The sequence below is a fragment of the Arthrobacter sp. NyZ413 genome (assembly GCF_049390645.1).
GTDB lineage: Bacteria > Actinomycetota > Actinomycetes > Actinomycetales > Micrococcaceae > Arthrobacter.
In genome coordinates, this window is record NZ_CP155434.1 from 4,212,893 (window position 1) to 4,227,715 (window position 14,823).

Sequence of the window (14,823 nt, forward strand, 5' to 3'; positions counted from 1 at the left end):
CCTTATGACGAGTTCGCGTTTTGGGCGCTTCGGGTGCCGAATCGTCGAGTTCCCAACCCAAATGGGCATCTTCCATGCACTTTGCTTATGGGTTCACGCGGTATTGGTATTTCCGCCGGGCAGTGCGAGCTGCCTAAATTCGACTGATCAACCGTTCCCGCCAACTGCGCATGCAGAGTCCGAAAGGAAGCCAATGCCAGCCCATTCCGGGTCAATCCAGGCTGGACCAGTCCAACGCCGGTCGGCCACCGGAAGGTATACGTACCGCGCGAAGGCACGGTCCCAGTCCACTGCCAACAAAGAGCACGCCAAGCTGACGGACGCCCTCGCAGCACATCGGCAGCTCCTCACACACGCCTCGAGCGCCATCAGGACACTGACTTCAGCGCGAAACGAAATGATCGCCCAGGCCGTGGCCGACGGTCTCACCCTCGCGACCCTTTCCGCGGTGACCCGGGAGAACCTCCGTAGCGTCCGAACCATCGCATTGGCTTATGACGAACTGCATCCGAGCGGAATTTCCCGCAACGCCCATCTGGAGGCACTGATGGCCAAGAGCGAAGAACTTTTGGGCGCGGAACGCCACCGGGACCAGATCCTCGAGCGCAGGGAGGCCCTGATCCTGATGGCCTTCCGCACCAAGGCCTGCGACGACATCGAACTCGCTTCCCTGACAGGCCTGACGCCGGACCACATCCGCCGTACTACCCGGAAGGTCCGGCAGACGGGCAGCTAGCCGTTGATGATTTGTGGTGTGCCGAGGTGTTTGAGGCCTTCGGTGCCGAATTCGAGGCCGTAGCCGGATTGTTTGGCGCCGCCGAAGGGGATGCGGGGGTCCACGGCGCCGTGTTTGTTGATCCACACGGTCCCGGCCTGCAGCCGGGCGGCGACGTGGCGGGCTTCTTCGGGGTTCGGGGACCAGACGGAGGCCCCGAGCCCGACGTCGAGGGCGTTGGCCATTTCCACTGCGTCATCGACGGTGCTGTAGCGGATGATGGGCAGGGCGGGGCCGAATTGTTCCTCGGTCACGAGCGGGTTGGTGTTCTCGATGTCCGCGACGAGGGTGGCGGGGTAGAAGTTGCCGGGCTGGTCCGGGTCGGGGTTGCCGCCGGTGAGGATGCGGGCGCCGGCGTCGCGGGCGGCGTCCACGAGGCGGGTGACGATCTCGTATTGGGCGCGGTTCTGCAAGGGTCCGAGGACGTTGTTTTCGTCCAGGCCGATGCCCATGGGCATGGACCGGGCGACGGCGGTGAGCTCTTCACAGACGGCCTCGTACAGGGAGTCGGGGACGTAGAGGCGTTTGAGGGCGGCACAGGTTTGGCCGGTGTTGATGAACGCGCCCCAGAACAGGTCCTGCGCGATCGCTTTGGGGTCGGCGTCGGGCAGGATGATGCCGGCGTCGTTGCCTCCGAGTTCCAGGGTGAGGCGTTTGACGGTGTCCGCGGAGGAGCGGATGATCGCCTTGCCGGTGGCGGTGGAGCCGGTGAACATGATTTTCCCGACCCCCGGGTGGGTGGCGAGGGCTTCGCCGACGTCCCGGCCGCCGGAGACCACGGTGAGCAGCCCCTCGGGGAGTTCCTCGTTGAGGACCTTGACAAGGGCGAGGACGGACAGGGGCGTGTGTTCGGAGGGTTTGACCACCACGGTGTTGCCCATGCGCAGGGCGGGGCCGACCTGCCAGACGGTGATCATCATGGGCCAGTTCCAGGGCCCGATCGCGCCGACGACCCCGATCGGCCGGTAGTGCAGCACGGCCCGGGTGGCGCCGTCGTCGACCACTGTTTCCGGTTCCAGGGGTGTGGTGGCGGCGGCGCGCAGCCACGCCGCGCACGCGCCGACTTCGAAGCGGGCGTTCGGGCCGTTCAGCGGCTTGCCTTGCTCGCGGGAGAGCAGCCGGGCGAGTTCCTCGGCGGAGCGTTCGACGGCGTCGGCGGCCTTGAGCAGCACCGCGGACCGGGCCTCGTGCCCGGCCGCAGCCCATCCCGGCTGCGCCGCAGCCGCGGCCGCCACCGCGGCATCCAGGTCCGCGACCGTGTGCACCGGAGCCTGGCCCACCGGCTCACCGGTCGCCGGATCAAAAACAGTGCGGGATTGCTGCCCGGGCCCAGCTGCAACCGAAGCCAACAACGAATCGTACGTCTCCAAGAAAAACTCCTAGTGCTTGTGGGTGTCTTGCGGGTATTCGGTGGTGTTCAGCACGCTGAGCCGCGAGTTGAACGGCAGGATCACGGGTTCGCCGGCGGGATCGTCCCAGCCGAACATTCGCCCGATCGAGCGCTGTTCGCGGAGGTCGATCAGCAATACGGCCTCGACCGTCATGACCTTTTCCGTCCAGAAGAAGATGTAGAGATCCTCGGCCACGTCCCACATCATGCAACGGTCTGTGTCGGCGAGCCCGGCCTCGCCGCCGCGGACGCAGTTCCACGTGAAAGTCCCGGGGTTCAGGTAGATGTGCTCGTAACTTTCCACATCGCTGTAGCGGTAGAAGATCCGCTTTCCAACCAGCCCTGAGGAGCGCTCGTGGGCGGCGTTGAAATCGGTAGTGCTCCGGATCCTGCCGTCCACAGTGACGAAGCGCGAAATGCCCGTGGTGACTGCTCCGGTGTTGCGGTCCCAGACGATGGTGACGTTCTCGCCGTCGACGCCTTCGCCCCGGACGAAGTCAATGATGAAGATGCCCGGACGCGCTTCGATGGCCTTGTACGCGGCCGAGCCGCCGTCCCATGCGACCGTCGCCGGGTCCTTGAAGACATGCTCGACGGCGGTCCCGCCGTGTGTTGGGATGCTCAGCGTTGTGCCGGCGAGCGCAGGAGAGGCCGGGAGGGTTTGATCGCCGAATCCGTCCAGCATCGCGGACACCGGGGGCCACTGGTCTTCGGGGATGTAGTCCTGGATATCGGTTGAAGTCATGGTTGAGTCCTTTTCGAGTTCACGCAGGGCGTGTCTTGGGGTGTTAGAGAATTTCGGCGGCGTAGTCGATCGAGGGTTTTTGGGTTCCTCGGGCGAGGCCTGCCACCACGACGATCGGAATGCCAAGGAGGAGCCAGCGTGCTATTCCGCCTGCGCCGCCCAGGAGCGCGTCGTAGTTGTCCAGCGTCAGGTACCCGATGACGATGAATGCCAGGAAGGACAGTGATGGGGCGATGACTGTGACCCATAGATTGTCGCGGATGCGGTTCCTGGCGAAGAACACAACGATGGCGGCTGATGTGAGCAGCAGAATGGTGATGAAACCCGCCGTTCCCAAAGCCACGAACCAGGAGAAAACGGTGGCGATGGGGTCGGCTCCGGCCAGGAGGAACACGGTGATCACGCCCAGGACCACGATTGCGTTGACCAAGCCGGCGAAGGATGGCGCTCCCGTCCTGGAAACCGAAGAGAGCTTGGCAGGCAGTGCGCCGGCACGGCCGAGGGCAAAGAGGTACCGGGAGAACATGTTCGACAGGCCGAGGAGCATGGCAACGAAACTTGTGACAACAAGGACCTGCATGGCGACGCTCAGCCACGGACCGGCGCTGGCATTGGCGAGGTCGAAGATTATGCCGGAGGGATTTCCGGTTGCCTCAGCCTGGATGTGGTCGATGCCGATCGAACCGCTGATGGCCCACGTGGACAAGGTGTAGAAGACTCCGACGAAGGCGATGACCAAGTACGCTGCCCGGGGAATGGTGCGACGCGGATTCTTCGCCTCTTCGGCGAAGACCACGGTCGCCTCGAAACTCGTGAAGCAGGCGAAAGCGAACAACATTGAGATGCCCAGCCCGGGGCCGAAAACACTCGAGGCCGTGAAGCCTTCGAACGTGAAGATTCCCCATCCCTTCTGGGCAATAAGGGAAACAACGAGCGCGCCGACCACGAATGTTTCACCGAGGATGAGCACTCCGAGCACTTTCAGGCTTGCGTCCACGCCCCGCATCGTCAGTCCGGCGGTCAAAGCCAGGACCACGATGATCCACACATAGACGGGGATGCCGACGCCGGTGAGGCTTTGAACCAGCTGTTGGGCGAACACTCCGAATTGGGACCACAGCCCGATCTGGAGGCTGAGGTAGGTAAGTATCGCGACGCCGGCGCCGGCCGTGGCCCACTTGTTGCCGAGTCCCTTGGCAATGTAAGCGACGAAGCCGCCGGCGTTGGTGATGTGGTGGCTCATTCGGAGGTATCCGACCGAGAAGAGCGCTACCAGGAGGGCGGCGAGGGTGTAAATCACCGGGGTTCCGGGGCCGCTCGCCGAGAAGAGGACTGGGCTTGCTCCGACGACGGCGGCCATGGGCGCCGCTGCGGCGATGGAGAAAAACGCGATGGCCAGGACGCCGAGTTTGTTCGGTCGCAACCGGACTGCCGATGTCTCCAACGCGGGCTCTGCTAATCCGACGCCGACTGCGTCTCGTGGTTCTTGATTCAAGGGAGGCTCCTCTTTCGGAAGCTCAAAAGGCGGAATAGCCGATGCTGGTGAGGTAATGAAAGCCCTGCCGTCGCGCATCTTTGCAGCGATCTCGCGGGACCGGAAGTGCTCTTGAGGCCTTCCGTTTTAGGTCATCAGCCGGGACGGTGATCCCGGCCACAAGAAGAACTATACGTTTGTTTAGTTTTGGATGTCAATGGGTCTCTGCAAACAATCGGACGAAGCTAAACTCGGCTTATGGGCCAGCCTTCGCGGAAATTACAGTATGGAGACGGCCGCGAGGCATTGCTCGCGGCCGTGATCGACGTCGTCGCCGAGAAAGGGCTGAGGGGTGTCACGTACCGCGCCGTGGCGGCCCGGGCCGGAGTGAACCACACTCTGGTCACGCACCATTTCGGTTCCATCGAAGGACTCCTGGCCGCAACCATGGAATGGGCCGTCCAACGCTCCATCCAGGAGACCGGGCTGGCCGGGATCGCCGATTTCGATGAAGGCTTCGCCGATTCGCTCATGGCGACGGTATCCGCCGAGCCGGAACTGCAGCTGTTCCAGTTCGAAATGCTCCTGGAGTCCAGGCGCAACCCGAAGATCCTGCCCATGGTGGAAGGGCTTTACGACACGTATGTGGAAGCCGTCGAAGAGGCGTTGGCGCAGCGCGGCCTCGATACAAGCGGCGAAGCCTCCCGGGCAATCTTCGCCGCCTTGGACGGTTTGATGCTTCAATTCCTGACGATCACCAGCCCGGCGAAGGTCAGGTCGGCCCTGATCCAGGTGGGAAGACTCGTTTCCGGGCTCCCGGATACCCCTGGTGATGCACCGAACCCCGCAGCCACGGAAGGCTCCTAGGCCGGGGAATCATCCTGGATGGCGCGTGCGGCCTCCAGACCGCTCTCGATGGCGCCGTCGATGAAGCCTCCCCAGCCGTTCGCGAAATCGGAACCCGCGAATAACAAACGCCCCTGTGGTGTTTGGAATGCGGCCAACGCCTCGCTGAGGAATCCGGGTCGGTGCATGGGCCACGTCTCTCCCGAAAGAGGATCCGCCGTCCAGTCATGGCTTGCGACCTCCAGCACCTCCTGGCCGGGCACGAGCAACTCGAGTGCCGCTTGCACCTGGGACAAATCCGTCGTGTCCAGCCGCGAAGCGTCGGGGCCGAATGCCACCAGGATAGTGTCCCCATCCGCTTGGTACTCCGTCTGGGCAAAGTTGAGCGGCCAGTCGGCCGAACCCAGCGCGACAAAGGGCTGCGGCGTTCCTTTGACCTTGATCCAGGCCTTGATTCCTTTGGAGACCTGCCCGTCGGAGATGGCCTTGCGGCTTGATTCCGGAAGCGGCGGTTCAAAGGATACGCCCGGCAGCGCTCCGAGCGGGAGGGTGCAGACCACATGGTCGGCCTGGAAAATCGAACCGTCGGCCGCTTTGACGATGGCGCCGTTTTCGCCATGCTCGACGGCGACGACGGTCGTGTTAAGCCGCACGTCGGAACCGGCGGCTATTTCCTGCAAAAGGGCCAGGGTTCCGCCTTGGAGCTTGTACGTGGCGCAGGCTTCGAAGCAGATCTTCCAGTCCCCGTTGGTGAGCGCGACCCAACGGAGCGCCTGGGTGAACGCGGCATCCTCGATAGGACCGTTGAAGTTCAAGGCCCAGAACGATTCGAGGATATCCTTCGAGTAATCCGCGATGCTCAAGTCCGCGATCTTTTTCGCCAGCGACGTCGCATCGACATCACTGGCGCCCAGATGCGCGAGGGGCGAGAACGGCTCAGGGAAGTACAGGCGCGAGTCCTCCATCAACTGGCTGATTGAGGCATCGATCTCGTTCAGGAGTCGTTCCGGGCTGCCCTGATGGGCCTTTCCGCCCGCCCACCAAAACGCGGTTTCCGGGACCGGGCTTTGCACGGTCCCGATCCCGTACCGTTTCATCTCTGCCCAGACATAGGGCTGCGTCCAGTGCACCCAGGTTCCGCCGATCTCGAGCGGCCGCCCCAGCCGGGTATCGAGCCACGTGCGCCCGCCGATGCGGTCCCGGGCTTCCACGACAATGACGGATCGTCCGGCTTGGCGCAGTTCGCGTGCGGCAGTGAGTCCGGCGAAACCAGCTCCGATGATAACGACGTCGGCGCGTTCAGGCTGGCGTTCCGGCTGGCCTTCGCGCTGGTCTTCAGGCTGGCGGGTGTTTTCAATCATGATCAAGCCTCTGGTGATTCTCAGCGGGTTCAGGAGTAGACGAAGAACTCAGTGGTGGCCTCAACGACGGTCCAGCGGGTGCGTGCTCCCTTGTTGAACGAGGCCGCCGATCCTGGCTTCAGGTCGAAGCTGTCACCGTCGATGACCTCAATATGCAGATGCCCCTCGATGATGTGGATTGTTTCGTCGGCCTCGATCAGCAGCTCGAACGGAGCCGGGGCTTCTTCGGGCGTGACGTGCCAGAACCCGGCGGACAGGGCAGGACGATCGCCGTCGCCTGGCCGGCGCACCCATTGCACCTGGCCAAGCTCGAACGGCTCGTATTTTTCGGTGTCTAAGGCGTCATGGATGGTGAATTCGAGTTCAGGCGTCGGGGTGGACATGGCTTCTCCATTGCAGTCGAGGGACAGAATTAAGCAATTGCTTAGTAGTGCTGCGTGTCACATCTAAGCATCTGCTCAGTTCTGGCGTCAAGACCCGCTAGACTCGGATCCATGGGAGAGCACGTCAGCGGAGGCTATGGCACAGGCAAAGAAGCCCTGCTCGCCGCAACGGTCCACGTCGTGGCACGGAAGGGGCTGCGAGGACTGACGTATCGCGCCGTCGCAGAAATCGCGGGCGTCAACAACTCCCTTGTGGCGCACCACTTTGGAAGCCGCGATGCATTGATCGAAGCGGCCTTGGATTGGTCAGTCAACCGCTCGATCGGATTGTCGGGACTGGAGAACCTGCCCGCCAATGAAGAGGAATTTTGCGGCAGGCTCATGGCACTTATCCGCGAAAACCCGGACATCCAGACCTTTCAGTACGAAATGATCCTGGAGGCGAGAAGGCGCCCGGAACTCGCACCCGCAGTCCGGCGCCTCTACAAAAGCTACATTTCCGCGATCTCCGCGGGGCTTGGACACTTGGGAATCAGCGGTGAGACAGGCGTGGCCCAGGCCGCCTTCGCGGGGCTCGACGGGCTTGTCCTCCAGCTCATTGCAGGCATGGACGAAGACGGGGTGGAGCGATCCATCCGGGTCCTGTGGGCGGCGCTGGCCCGGGCTACCGAGACCCCGGCCAGTTCAGTGCGGCCGTGATCCCGGAGCCGGTCACATCATCGGTTCCTTCTTCGCCGGAGGCGTCCGGCAGCTGAACAGTTCCTGGGGCCCGTTTCTCCGCTCGATGAGCACCGTCAACGAGCGGGCCGACGGCGGCATCGGCTCATAATGCTGGATGGACCGCGCACCGACATTCCAGATGCGCTTCACGCCAAGCACGTGGTCCTTCTCATCCGTGACAAGCAAGGGCGGGCTCCCCTGGCCTACCATAGGCCTGCGCTTCCAGCACAAGCTGACAACGGTTGCATGCTCCCAGAATTCCACTGCGGTCACGAAGAACTCGCGTCCCTCGTCGTCTCTGAACAGCCCGGACTGCGGGACGTAAACCGCCCGAAGTTCATATTCAAGGCGGGCTGGACGGCCGTCAGTTGGCTGATGCTCAAAAGCTGCGGCTTCTTGTGGGTTGACATCTGGTTGCGTGGACACGACTTGCTCCGTTGAATTATGGACGGTCCCCTCCTCGACCGCCCCCGGGCGGACCCGGGGTAACCTCCAATGTAACGCCGTCCACGCATCCCCGAAAGGGGTAGGGCCGCGAAGGCCCCCCTGCAATTCCGCTCAGTAGCTCGACGGCGCGCGGCCCGCCCCCGGCGCCGCTGTTCCGCCGTCGGGCACTTCCGGGACGAATGCGGCGGCGAGTGCTTCGCTACCGCGGGCGAGGAGTGAAACGTCGGCGCCGACGAGGACGAAGGAGGCGCCGGCGTCGAGGTAGGCGTTCGCGGTGGCGGCGACGAAAGCGTTGACGCCGGCCGGTTTCCCGGCTGCCGCGGCGGCGGCGAGGCAGTGCTCGACGGCGGCGCGCACTTTGGGGTGTTCCTGCTGGCCCAGCAGGCCCATGGACGCGGCGAGGTCGGAGGGGCCGAGGAAGATGCCGTCCACGCCGTCGACCGCAAGGATCTGCTCGACGGCGGAGACCGCGGCTTCGGATTCGATCTGCACCGTGAGGCTGATGGTTTCCGACGCGCGGGCCAGGTAGTCCGGAACCCGGTTCCAGCGCGCGGCGCGGGCCAGCGCCGAACCGACACCCCGGACCCCGTGCGGCGGGTAGCGGATCGCGGCGACGGCGGCCTCTGCTTCCGCTGCCGAGTTCACCATGGGGATGAGCAGGTTCTGCACGCCCAAATCCAGGTATTGCTTGATGAGCACGGCATCGTTCACGGGCGGGCGCACCAGAGCCTGCACGGGGTAGCCGTGCACGGCCTGGAGCTGGGCCAGGACCGATTCGAGGCCGTTGGGGCTGTGCTCGGCGTCGATCAGCAGCCAGTCCAGTCCGGACCCGGCGCAGATCTCGGCCACGAGCGGGCTCCCGGAGCACACCCACATGCCGGCCAGCGGGCGGCCGGCATGTGCGAGTGCTTCAGGGAAGGTCGGGCCTAGTTGAAATGGCACGTCACTGCTCCCAAGGGTCCGTAGTCGGCGTGGACGGTATCGCCCTTGTACACCCAGAGGGGGCGGGTGAAGGAGCCGGCGAGGATGATGTCGCCGGCTTTCATCGAGTCCCCGTGCGCGGCGATCTTGTTGGCGAGCCAATGCACGCCGTTGGCCGGGTGGTCCAGGACGCCGGCGGCCACCCCGGTTTCCTCCACGGTCTGGTTCTTGTACAGGATCGCCGAGACCCAGCGCAGGTCCACCGCGTCGGGTTTGACCGGACGGCCGCCGAGCACCATGGCGCCCATCGCGGCGTTGTCCGAGATGGTGTCCACGATGGTCCGGCCCTCCATTTCGATCCGCGAATCGAGGATCTCCAGGGCCGGAACCACGTAGTCAGTGGCGTTGAGGACATCGAAGATCGTGCAGCCCGGACCCTTGAGAGCGTCCTTGAGCACGAACGCCAACTCCACCTCCACCCGCGGGTGGGTGTACCGGTCCCAGTCCACGGTGCAGCCCGTTTCCAGGACCATGTCATCGAAAATCGCGCCGTAGTCCGGCTCGGTGATGCCGGTGGCGGCCTGCATGGCTTTGGACGTGAGTCCGATCTTGCGCCCCACCAGCGTGCGTCCGGCTTCCTCGTTCCGGCGGCGCCACAACTGCTGCACCGCGTAGGAATCCTCCACGGTCATCTCCGGGTAGCGGGCGGTCAGCCGGGGCACCGGTTTGCGGTTCCGGCCGGCCTCCACGAGCTCGTCGGCAATGGCCTCGATCGTCTTCGCGTCCAGCATCGGCTTAGACCTGCGCGCCGAGCTTGAAACCGACCGGTTCGGCACTGGCCGCAGCGCCGTCGTCGTCGGTCTTGCGGGTGTAGGAGAAGCCGTCGGCGCCGATCGTGACGGCCATTTCGGAAGCGTCGGTGCGTTCGATGACCGGCTGCGGGTTGCCGTCCAGGTCCAGGACGAGGGAGGCCTCGGTGTACCAGGACGGGACCACGGGGTTGCCCCACCAGTCGCGGCGCTGGTTGTCGTGCACGTCCCAGGTGACCGTGGGGTTGTCCGGGTCGCCGGTGTAGTAGTCCTGGGTGTAGATCTCGATGCGGTGACCGTCCGGGTCCAGGATGTAGAGGTAGAACGCGTTGGACACGCCGTGGCGTCCGGGGCCGCGTTCGATCCGGTCGCTGATGCGCAGGGCACCCATCTTGTCGCAGATCTGGATGATGTTGTGCTTCTCGTGCGTGGCGAACGCGACGTGGTGCATGCGCGGACCGTTGCCGCCGGTCAGGGCGGTATCGTGCACGGTCTGCTTGCGGTGCATCCACGCGGCGTACGTGACGCCGTCGGAATCCTTGATGTCTTCGGAGACGCGGAAGCCGAGGTCCTCGAGGTACTTGCGGCCGCGCGGCACGTCCGGGGTGACCTGGTTGAAGTGGTCCAGGCGGACCAGTTCACCGGCGGAGTAGAGGTCGTAGCGCTGGGTGAGGCGCTCGACGTGCTCCACCTCGTAGAAGAATTCGTAGGGGAAGCCCAGCGGGTCCTCCACGCGGACGGAGTCGCCCACGCCCTTGGTGAAGCCTTCCTTGCGGCGCTCGGTGCGGCAGCCCAGTTCCTTGTAGTAGGCCTCCGCGGCGTCCACCTCGGCGGGGGACTTCACCCGGTACGCGAACGCTGCGACCGCGGCGATCGGGCCCTTGCGCAGGACCAGGTTGTGGTGGATGAACTCCTCGAAGGAACGCAGGTAGATCGTGTTCTCGTCCTCCTCGGTGACGTGCAGGCCGAGCAGGTCCACGTAGAACGCGCGGGACTTGGCCAGGTCCGTGACCACGATCTCCATGTAGGCGCAGCGGACGATGTCCGGGGCAGGGACGGACGGGGTGGGGATCGGGCCGGTGAAGGTGTTGCTCATGATGGTCTCTCTTCGTTGAAAGGCTTGGAGTTTGTGTACAGATCGGACCCCTTAAGACGGCTTTTAAGGGTGGTTATCTGTACACAAACTCGAAGGGATGGGTTAGCTGTCGCTGGTTTCTGCAGCGTCTACGACGTTGCCGAACTTGGGCGAGTGGGCTTCGTTGAGGGTGATCTGCACCGATTGCTGGGTGGTGTAGAAGTCCACCGAGCGGTAGCCGCCCTCGCGGCCAAGACCGGAAGCCTTGACGCCGCCGAACGGGGTGCGCAGGTCGCGGACGTTGTTCGAGTTCAGCCAGACCATGCCCGACTCGATGCCGTGCGCGAAGTTGTGGGCGCGCTTCAGGTTCGACGTCCAGACGTACGCGGCCAGGCCGTACTTGGTGTTGTTCGCGAGCTCGAGCGCCTCGTCGTCGGTGTCGAACGGCGTGATCGCGACGACGGGACCGAAGATTTCCTCCTGGAAGATCCGGGCGTCCGGTGCGACGTCGGCGAACACGGTGGGTGCCACATAGTTGCCGGTGGGGAAGCCATCGGCGCGGCCGCCGCCGGCCAGGAGCCGGCCCTCGGACTTGCCGATCTCGATGTAGCTCATGACCTTGTCGAAATGGTTCGGGTGCACGAGCGAGCCGACCTCGGTGGCGGGATCGCTCGGCAGGCCCACCACGATGTTCTTCGCACGCTGGGCGAAGCGGGCCACGAAGTCGTCGTAGATGTCGCGCTGCACGAGCACCCGGCTGCCGGCGGTGCAACGCTCGCCGTTCAAGCTGAACACACCGAAAACGGTGGCGTCGAGCGCGGCCTCGATGTCGGCGTCGGCGAAAACGACCGCCGGGCTCTTGCCGCCAAGCTCGAGCGAGAGGCTCTTGAACTGGGGAGCGGCCGCCGTCGAGATCGTGGCACCGGTGGAGCTGTCGCCGGTGAAGGAAACCAGCGGCACGTCCGGGTGCTTGACGAGGTAGTCGCCGGCGACACTGCCTGAACCGAAGACCAGGTTGAAGACACCGTCCGGCAGGCCGGCTTCGCTGAAGATCTCCGGCCACAGTCCGGCCGAGAGCGGGGTGTAGCTGGCCGGCTTCATGACCACGGTGTTGCCGGTGGCGATCGCCGGGGCGAGCTTCCACGATTCCTGCATGAACGGAACGTTCCACGGCGTGATCAGAGCGGCGACGCCGATCGGCTTGCGGTTCACGTAGTTGAGCTGGCGGCCAGGCACCTTGAACGCGTTGTCTTCCTGCGCCACTATCAAGTCGGCGAAGAACCGGAAGTTCTCGGCAGCGCGGCGGGCCTGGCCCTTGGCCTGGGTGATCGGCAGGCCCGAATCGAAGCTCTCGAGGAGGGCCAGTTCATCGTCACGGGACTCGACGATATCGGCAATCTTGTGCAGCACGCGCGAACGCTCGCGCGGCAGCATCTTCGCCCACGGGCCTTCCTTGAAGGCCCGCTTCGCGGCGGCCACAGCAAGGTCCACGTCCTCCGGCTGGGCAGCGGCAACGGTGGCGTAGTTCTCGTTGGACACCGGATCCAGGACATCGAAGGTCTTACCGCCGATTGAATCGACGAACTTACCGTCGAGGTAGTGCTGGATGTGGGTAGGAAGGTTCTCGGGGATGTTGTGCTGGGTGGTTTCAGTTTCGGTGGGGGCAGTCATTGTTGAAATCCTTCGTGGTGGTTGGCTTGCGCACTATTACTTGGCTTGGGCGAGGTACGCGTCCAAGGTGGCGGTACGGTGCCGGCGTGCTGCTTTTTCAATGGTGTCGGCGTCTTCTCCTGCTTCAATGAGCTGCAGGAGCGCCTCGTGTTCTTCGACGGATTCCCGTGCGCGGCCTGGGATGAAGCGGAACGTCGAGGCCCTCAGCGAGGCCAGCCGGTTCCATCCCCGGTGCACGAGGTCCAGGATGTGCGGATTGGGGCAGTGTTCAAAGAGGACGCTGTGGAAATCCTGGTTAAGGGCGGTGAAGCGGACCGGGTCGAAGTGTTCCAGGCATTCGCGCATCTCCTCGTTCACCGCCCGCGCCCTCGCAATCGCTTCCGGATCGATGAGCGGTGCGGACAACGCCGTCGCGGCACCTTCCACGATGCTTAGGGTCTGCATGGTGTACAGGTACTCGATGGGATCGATCCCGGACACCGTGGCGCCGACGTTGCGCTCGAACTTCACGAGCCCTTCGGCCTCCAGGCGCCGGATGGCTTCCCGGACCGGGACCACGCTCACGCCCAGGTCCTCCGCGATCTTGGCCAGCACCAGACGGTACCCCGGCGTGTAGGTGCCCTCCACGATGCGGGCCTTCACGGCGGCATACGCCTGTTCGGATTTGCTCCCGGTTTTGCTCTCGACGGCGGTGTCAGTCACCTTGGGCTCCTTCCGGGCTTCCGGCCCATCCTTCGTAGCGGGCACGCCACTGGGCGTTCATAGGGAAAAGTCCGTCCACGCTGTTGCCCTGCTCGACCATCTGGAAGATGAACGCTTCCTCGCGCTCCTGCTCGATGCATTCATCCACGAGCTCCTCCGCGATGCACGGGGGAACCACCACGATGCCGTCCGAGTCGGCCACGATGATGTCCCCGGGCTGAACAGTCGTCCCGCCACACGCGATGGTGATGTCCGTGTCCCAAGGGACGTGGCGGCGGCCAAGAACCGCGGGGTGTCGGCTGGCGAAGTAGGTGGGGATGTCCAGATCAGCCACGGCTGAGTAGTCCCGCACGCCCCCATCGGTGATGATCGCCACGGCACCCCGGACCTGCGCACGCAGCGCGAGGATATCGCCCACAGTGCCTGTGCCTTTCTCGCCCCGAGCGTCCATCACCAGGATGTCGCCTTCATTGACGGATTCAATCGCCCTCTTTTGTGCGTTGAATCCGCCCCCGTGGGTCTTGAACAGGTCCTCGCGATTGGGGACGTAGCGCAGCGTCCGGGCGAGCCCGACGACACGCCGGTCCGGGCGGGTGGCCTGCAGGCCGTCGATGCTGACGTTGTTCAGTCCGCGCTTGCGCATCTGGCTGGACAACGTGGCCGTGGCAACGGATTCGAGCTTCTTCTTCAACTCGGGCGTCAAGACCGGTACGACGGCGGGAAGTCCGGCCGCTTCACGCGAACCGTAGGCTTCCTCCCGCTGGATGTCATCAGTCCGGGGCCGGGCACCAAAGTCCGCGAACGCCGTCGTACCCTCCGTCACCGTGGTGGTGAGCCGGCCCGTGCCGAGCCCGCCGCCGGTGACCTCGATCTCGACGACGTCCCCCGGCTTCGCGACCGACGCGCCGGCCGGGGTGCCGGTCAGGATAACGTCGCCCTCTTCCAGGGTCAGCAGCTGGGAAAGGTCCGCGACGAGTTGCGCGAACGGGAAGAGGAGGTCCTCGGTGGTGTCGTCCTGGACGAGTTCGCCGTTATGCCAGGTGCGGATCCGCAAGCCGGCGGGGTCGACGTCGGACGCCGGAATCAGCGCCGGACCCAACGGCGTGAACCCGTCCCCGCCCTTGGAGCGGAGGTTGGAGCCTTTGTCCGCGTAACGGAGGTCGTAGACGCCCAGATCGTTGCTGGCGGTTACCCACTCAACATGGCTCCAGGCGTCCTCGATACCCACGCGCCGGGCAGGCTTTCCGATGATCAGCGCGATCTCGCCCTCATACCCCAGCAGTTCGCAACCAGCCGGACGCTCCACCGTTGAGCCGCTGTGCGCCAAGGAGGACGATGGCTTCAGGAAATACGACGGCTGTTCCGGGGTACGGCCGCGCTGAGCGGCACGGCTCGGGTAATTGATGTGCACCGCGATGACCTTGCGGGCCGCGGCCAAGAGGTGGTCGGTGACCTGTTCCACATGGACTCCTCATCGAGTACGAAATCGTATACGAAAACTATG

At 64.4% G+C, this 14,823-nt stretch carries 15 protein-coding genes; 3 read left to right on the forward strand and 12 right to left on the reverse strand.

What is annotated here, in order from left to right; all coding sequences use genetic code 11:
* Positions 1-193: 193 nt before the first annotated feature.
* Complete coding sequence (locus ABCW42_RS19650; RefSeq protein WP_423182757.1) at positions 194-736, forward strand: hypothetical protein; 543 nt, start codon at positions 194-196, stop codon at positions 734-736.
* Here the strand turns inward: ABCW42_RS19650 and ABCW42_RS19655 are convergent.
* The 3 genes from ABCW42_RS19655 to ABCW42_RS19665 are packed head-to-tail and all read right to left on the reverse strand — an operon-like array spanning position 733 to position 4,405.
* Positions 733-2,145 (reverse strand): aldehyde dehydrogenase family protein, encoded by a 1,413-nt coding sequence (locus tag ABCW42_RS19655; RefSeq protein WP_423182758.1) that lies wholly within the window; start codon positions 2,143-2,145, stop codon positions 733-735. The genes ABCW42_RS19650 and ABCW42_RS19655 overlap by 4 nt on opposite strands.
* Positions 2,146-2,154: 9 nt before the next feature.
* Complete coding sequence (locus ABCW42_RS19660) at positions 2,155-2,910, reverse strand: MoaF C-terminal domain-containing protein (RefSeq protein ID WP_423182759.1); 756 nt, start codon at positions 2,908-2,910, stop codon at positions 2,155-2,157.
* Positions 2,911-2,953: 43 nt separating this feature from the next.
* The gene (locus ABCW42_RS19665; protein ID WP_423182760.1) at positions 2,954-4,405 is read right to left on the reverse strand and encodes an APC family permease; all 1,452 of its coding nucleotides are present in this window, start codon (positions 4,403-4,405) and stop codon (positions 2,954-2,956) included.
* 237 nt (positions 4,406-4,642) lie between these two features.
* Between ABCW42_RS19665 and ABCW42_RS19670 the strand changes: the two genes are divergently transcribed.
* A complete protein-coding gene (locus ABCW42_RS19670) occupies positions 4,643-5,251 on the forward strand; it encodes a TetR/AcrR family transcriptional regulator (RefSeq protein ID WP_423182761.1) in 609 nt (202 codons plus the stop codon).
* Here ABCW42_RS19670 and ABCW42_RS19675 read toward each other — a convergent pair.
* Both ABCW42_RS19675 and ABCW42_RS19680 read right to left on the reverse strand, forming a co-directional pair.
* The gene (locus ABCW42_RS19675; RefSeq protein WP_423182762.1) at positions 5,248-6,591 is read right to left on the reverse strand and encodes a flavin monoamine oxidase family protein; all 1,344 of its coding nucleotides are present in this window, start codon (positions 6,589-6,591) and stop codon (positions 5,248-5,250) included. The genes ABCW42_RS19670 and ABCW42_RS19675 overlap by 4 nt on opposite strands.
* A 29-nt stretch (positions 6,592-6,620) precedes the next feature.
* Complete coding sequence (locus ABCW42_RS19680; protein ID WP_423182763.1) at positions 6,621-6,974, reverse strand: cupin domain-containing protein; 354 nt, start codon at positions 6,972-6,974, stop codon at positions 6,621-6,623.
* A gap of 111 nt (positions 6,975-7,085) precedes the next feature.
* On the opposite strand from ABCW42_RS19680, the gene ABCW42_RS19685 reads away from it, so the two are divergent.
* Positions 7,086-7,673: a TetR/AcrR family transcriptional regulator gene (locus ABCW42_RS19685; protein ID WP_423182764.1), complete on the forward strand. Its 588-nt coding sequence runs from the start codon at positions 7,086-7,088 to the stop codon at positions 7,671-7,673.
* A gap of 12 nt (positions 7,674-7,685) precedes the next feature.
* On the opposite strand, the gene ABCW42_RS19690 is transcribed toward ABCW42_RS19685, so the two are convergent.
* The 7 genes from ABCW42_RS19690 to ABCW42_RS19720 form a co-directional block, all read right to left on the reverse strand.
* A complete protein-coding gene (locus ABCW42_RS19690; RefSeq protein WP_423182765.1) occupies positions 7,686-8,120 on the reverse strand; it encodes a hypothetical protein in 435 nt (144 codons plus the stop codon).
* Positions 8,121-8,252: 132 nt separating this feature from the next.
* Positions 8,253-9,083 carry an HpcH/HpaI aldolase family protein gene (locus ABCW42_RS19695; protein WP_423182766.1) on the reverse strand — a complete coding sequence of 277 codons (831 nt, stop codon included), beginning with the start codon at positions 9,081-9,083 and terminating at the stop codon, positions 8,253-8,255.
* On the reverse strand, positions 9,068-9,853 hold the full coding sequence (hpaH, locus tag ABCW42_RS19700; RefSeq protein ID WP_423182767.1) for a 2-oxo-hept-4-ene-1,7-dioate hydratase: 786 nt from the start codon (positions 9,851-9,853) through the stop codon (positions 9,068-9,070). Before hpaH ends, ABCW42_RS19695 begins: the two co-directional genes overlap by 16 nt.
* A gap of 4 nt (positions 9,854-9,857) precedes the next feature.
* The gene (hpaD, locus tag ABCW42_RS19705; protein WP_423182768.1) at positions 9,858-10,967 is read right to left on the reverse strand and encodes a 3,4-dihydroxyphenylacetate 2,3-dioxygenase; all 1,110 of its coding nucleotides are present in this window, start codon (positions 10,965-10,967) and stop codon (positions 9,858-9,860) included.
* 102 nt (positions 10,968-11,069) lie between these two features.
* The gene (gene hpaE / locus ABCW42_RS19710) at positions 11,070-12,617 is read right to left on the reverse strand and encodes a 5-carboxymethyl-2-hydroxymuconate semialdehyde dehydrogenase (RefSeq protein ID WP_423182769.1); all 1,548 of its coding nucleotides are present in this window, start codon (positions 12,615-12,617) and stop codon (positions 11,070-11,072) included.
* Positions 12,618-12,653: 36 nt separating this feature from the next.
* On the reverse strand, positions 12,654-13,319 hold the full coding sequence (locus ABCW42_RS19715; protein ID WP_423182770.1) for a GntR family transcriptional regulator: 666 nt from the start codon (positions 13,317-13,319) through the stop codon (positions 12,654-12,656).
* Entirely contained in the window at positions 13,312-14,781 is a 1,470-nt protein-coding gene (locus ABCW42_RS19720) for a fumarylacetoacetate hydrolase family protein (protein ID WP_423182771.1), read from the reverse strand. The genes ABCW42_RS19715 and ABCW42_RS19720 overlap by 8 nt, the downstream gene beginning before the upstream one ends.
* Between the last annotated feature and the right edge of the window lie 42 nt (positions 14,782-14,823).

Bases quoted from the DNA above. Each gene is read 5' to 3' on its own strand.
- hpaE (WP_423182769.1), bottom strand. From the start codon at position 12,617: ATGACTGCCCCCACCGAAACTGAAACCACCCAGCACAACATCCCCGAG.
- ABCW42_RS19685 (WP_423182764.1), top strand. From the start codon at position 7,086: ATGGGAGAGCACGTCAGCGGAGGCTATGGCACAGGCAAAGAAGCCCTG.
- ABCW42_RS19650 (WP_423182757.1), top strand. From the start codon at position 194: ATGCCAGCCCATTCCGGGTCAATCCAGGCTGGACCAGTCCAACGCCGG.
- ABCW42_RS19660 (WP_423182759.1), bottom strand. From the start codon at position 2,910: ATGACTTCAACCGATATCCAGGACTACATCCCCGAAGACCAGTGGCCC.
- hpaD (WP_423182768.1), bottom strand. From the start codon at position 10,967: ATGAGCAACACCTTCACCGGCCCGATCCCCACCCCGTCCGTCCCTGCC.
- hpaH (WP_423182767.1), bottom strand. From the start codon at position 9,853: ATGCTGGACGCGAAGACGATCGAGGCCATTGCCGACGAGCTCGTGGAG.
- ABCW42_RS19680 (WP_423182763.1), bottom strand. From the start codon at position 6,974: ATGTCCACCCCGACGCCTGAACTCGAATTCACCATCCATGACGCCTTA.
- ABCW42_RS19670 (WP_423182761.1), top strand. From the start codon at position 4,643: ATGGGCCAGCCTTCGCGGAAATTACAGTATGGAGACGGCCGCGAGGCA.
- ABCW42_RS19675 (WP_423182762.1), bottom strand. From the start codon at position 6,591: ATGATTGAAAACACCCGCCAGCCTGAAGACCAGCGCGAAGGCCAGCCG.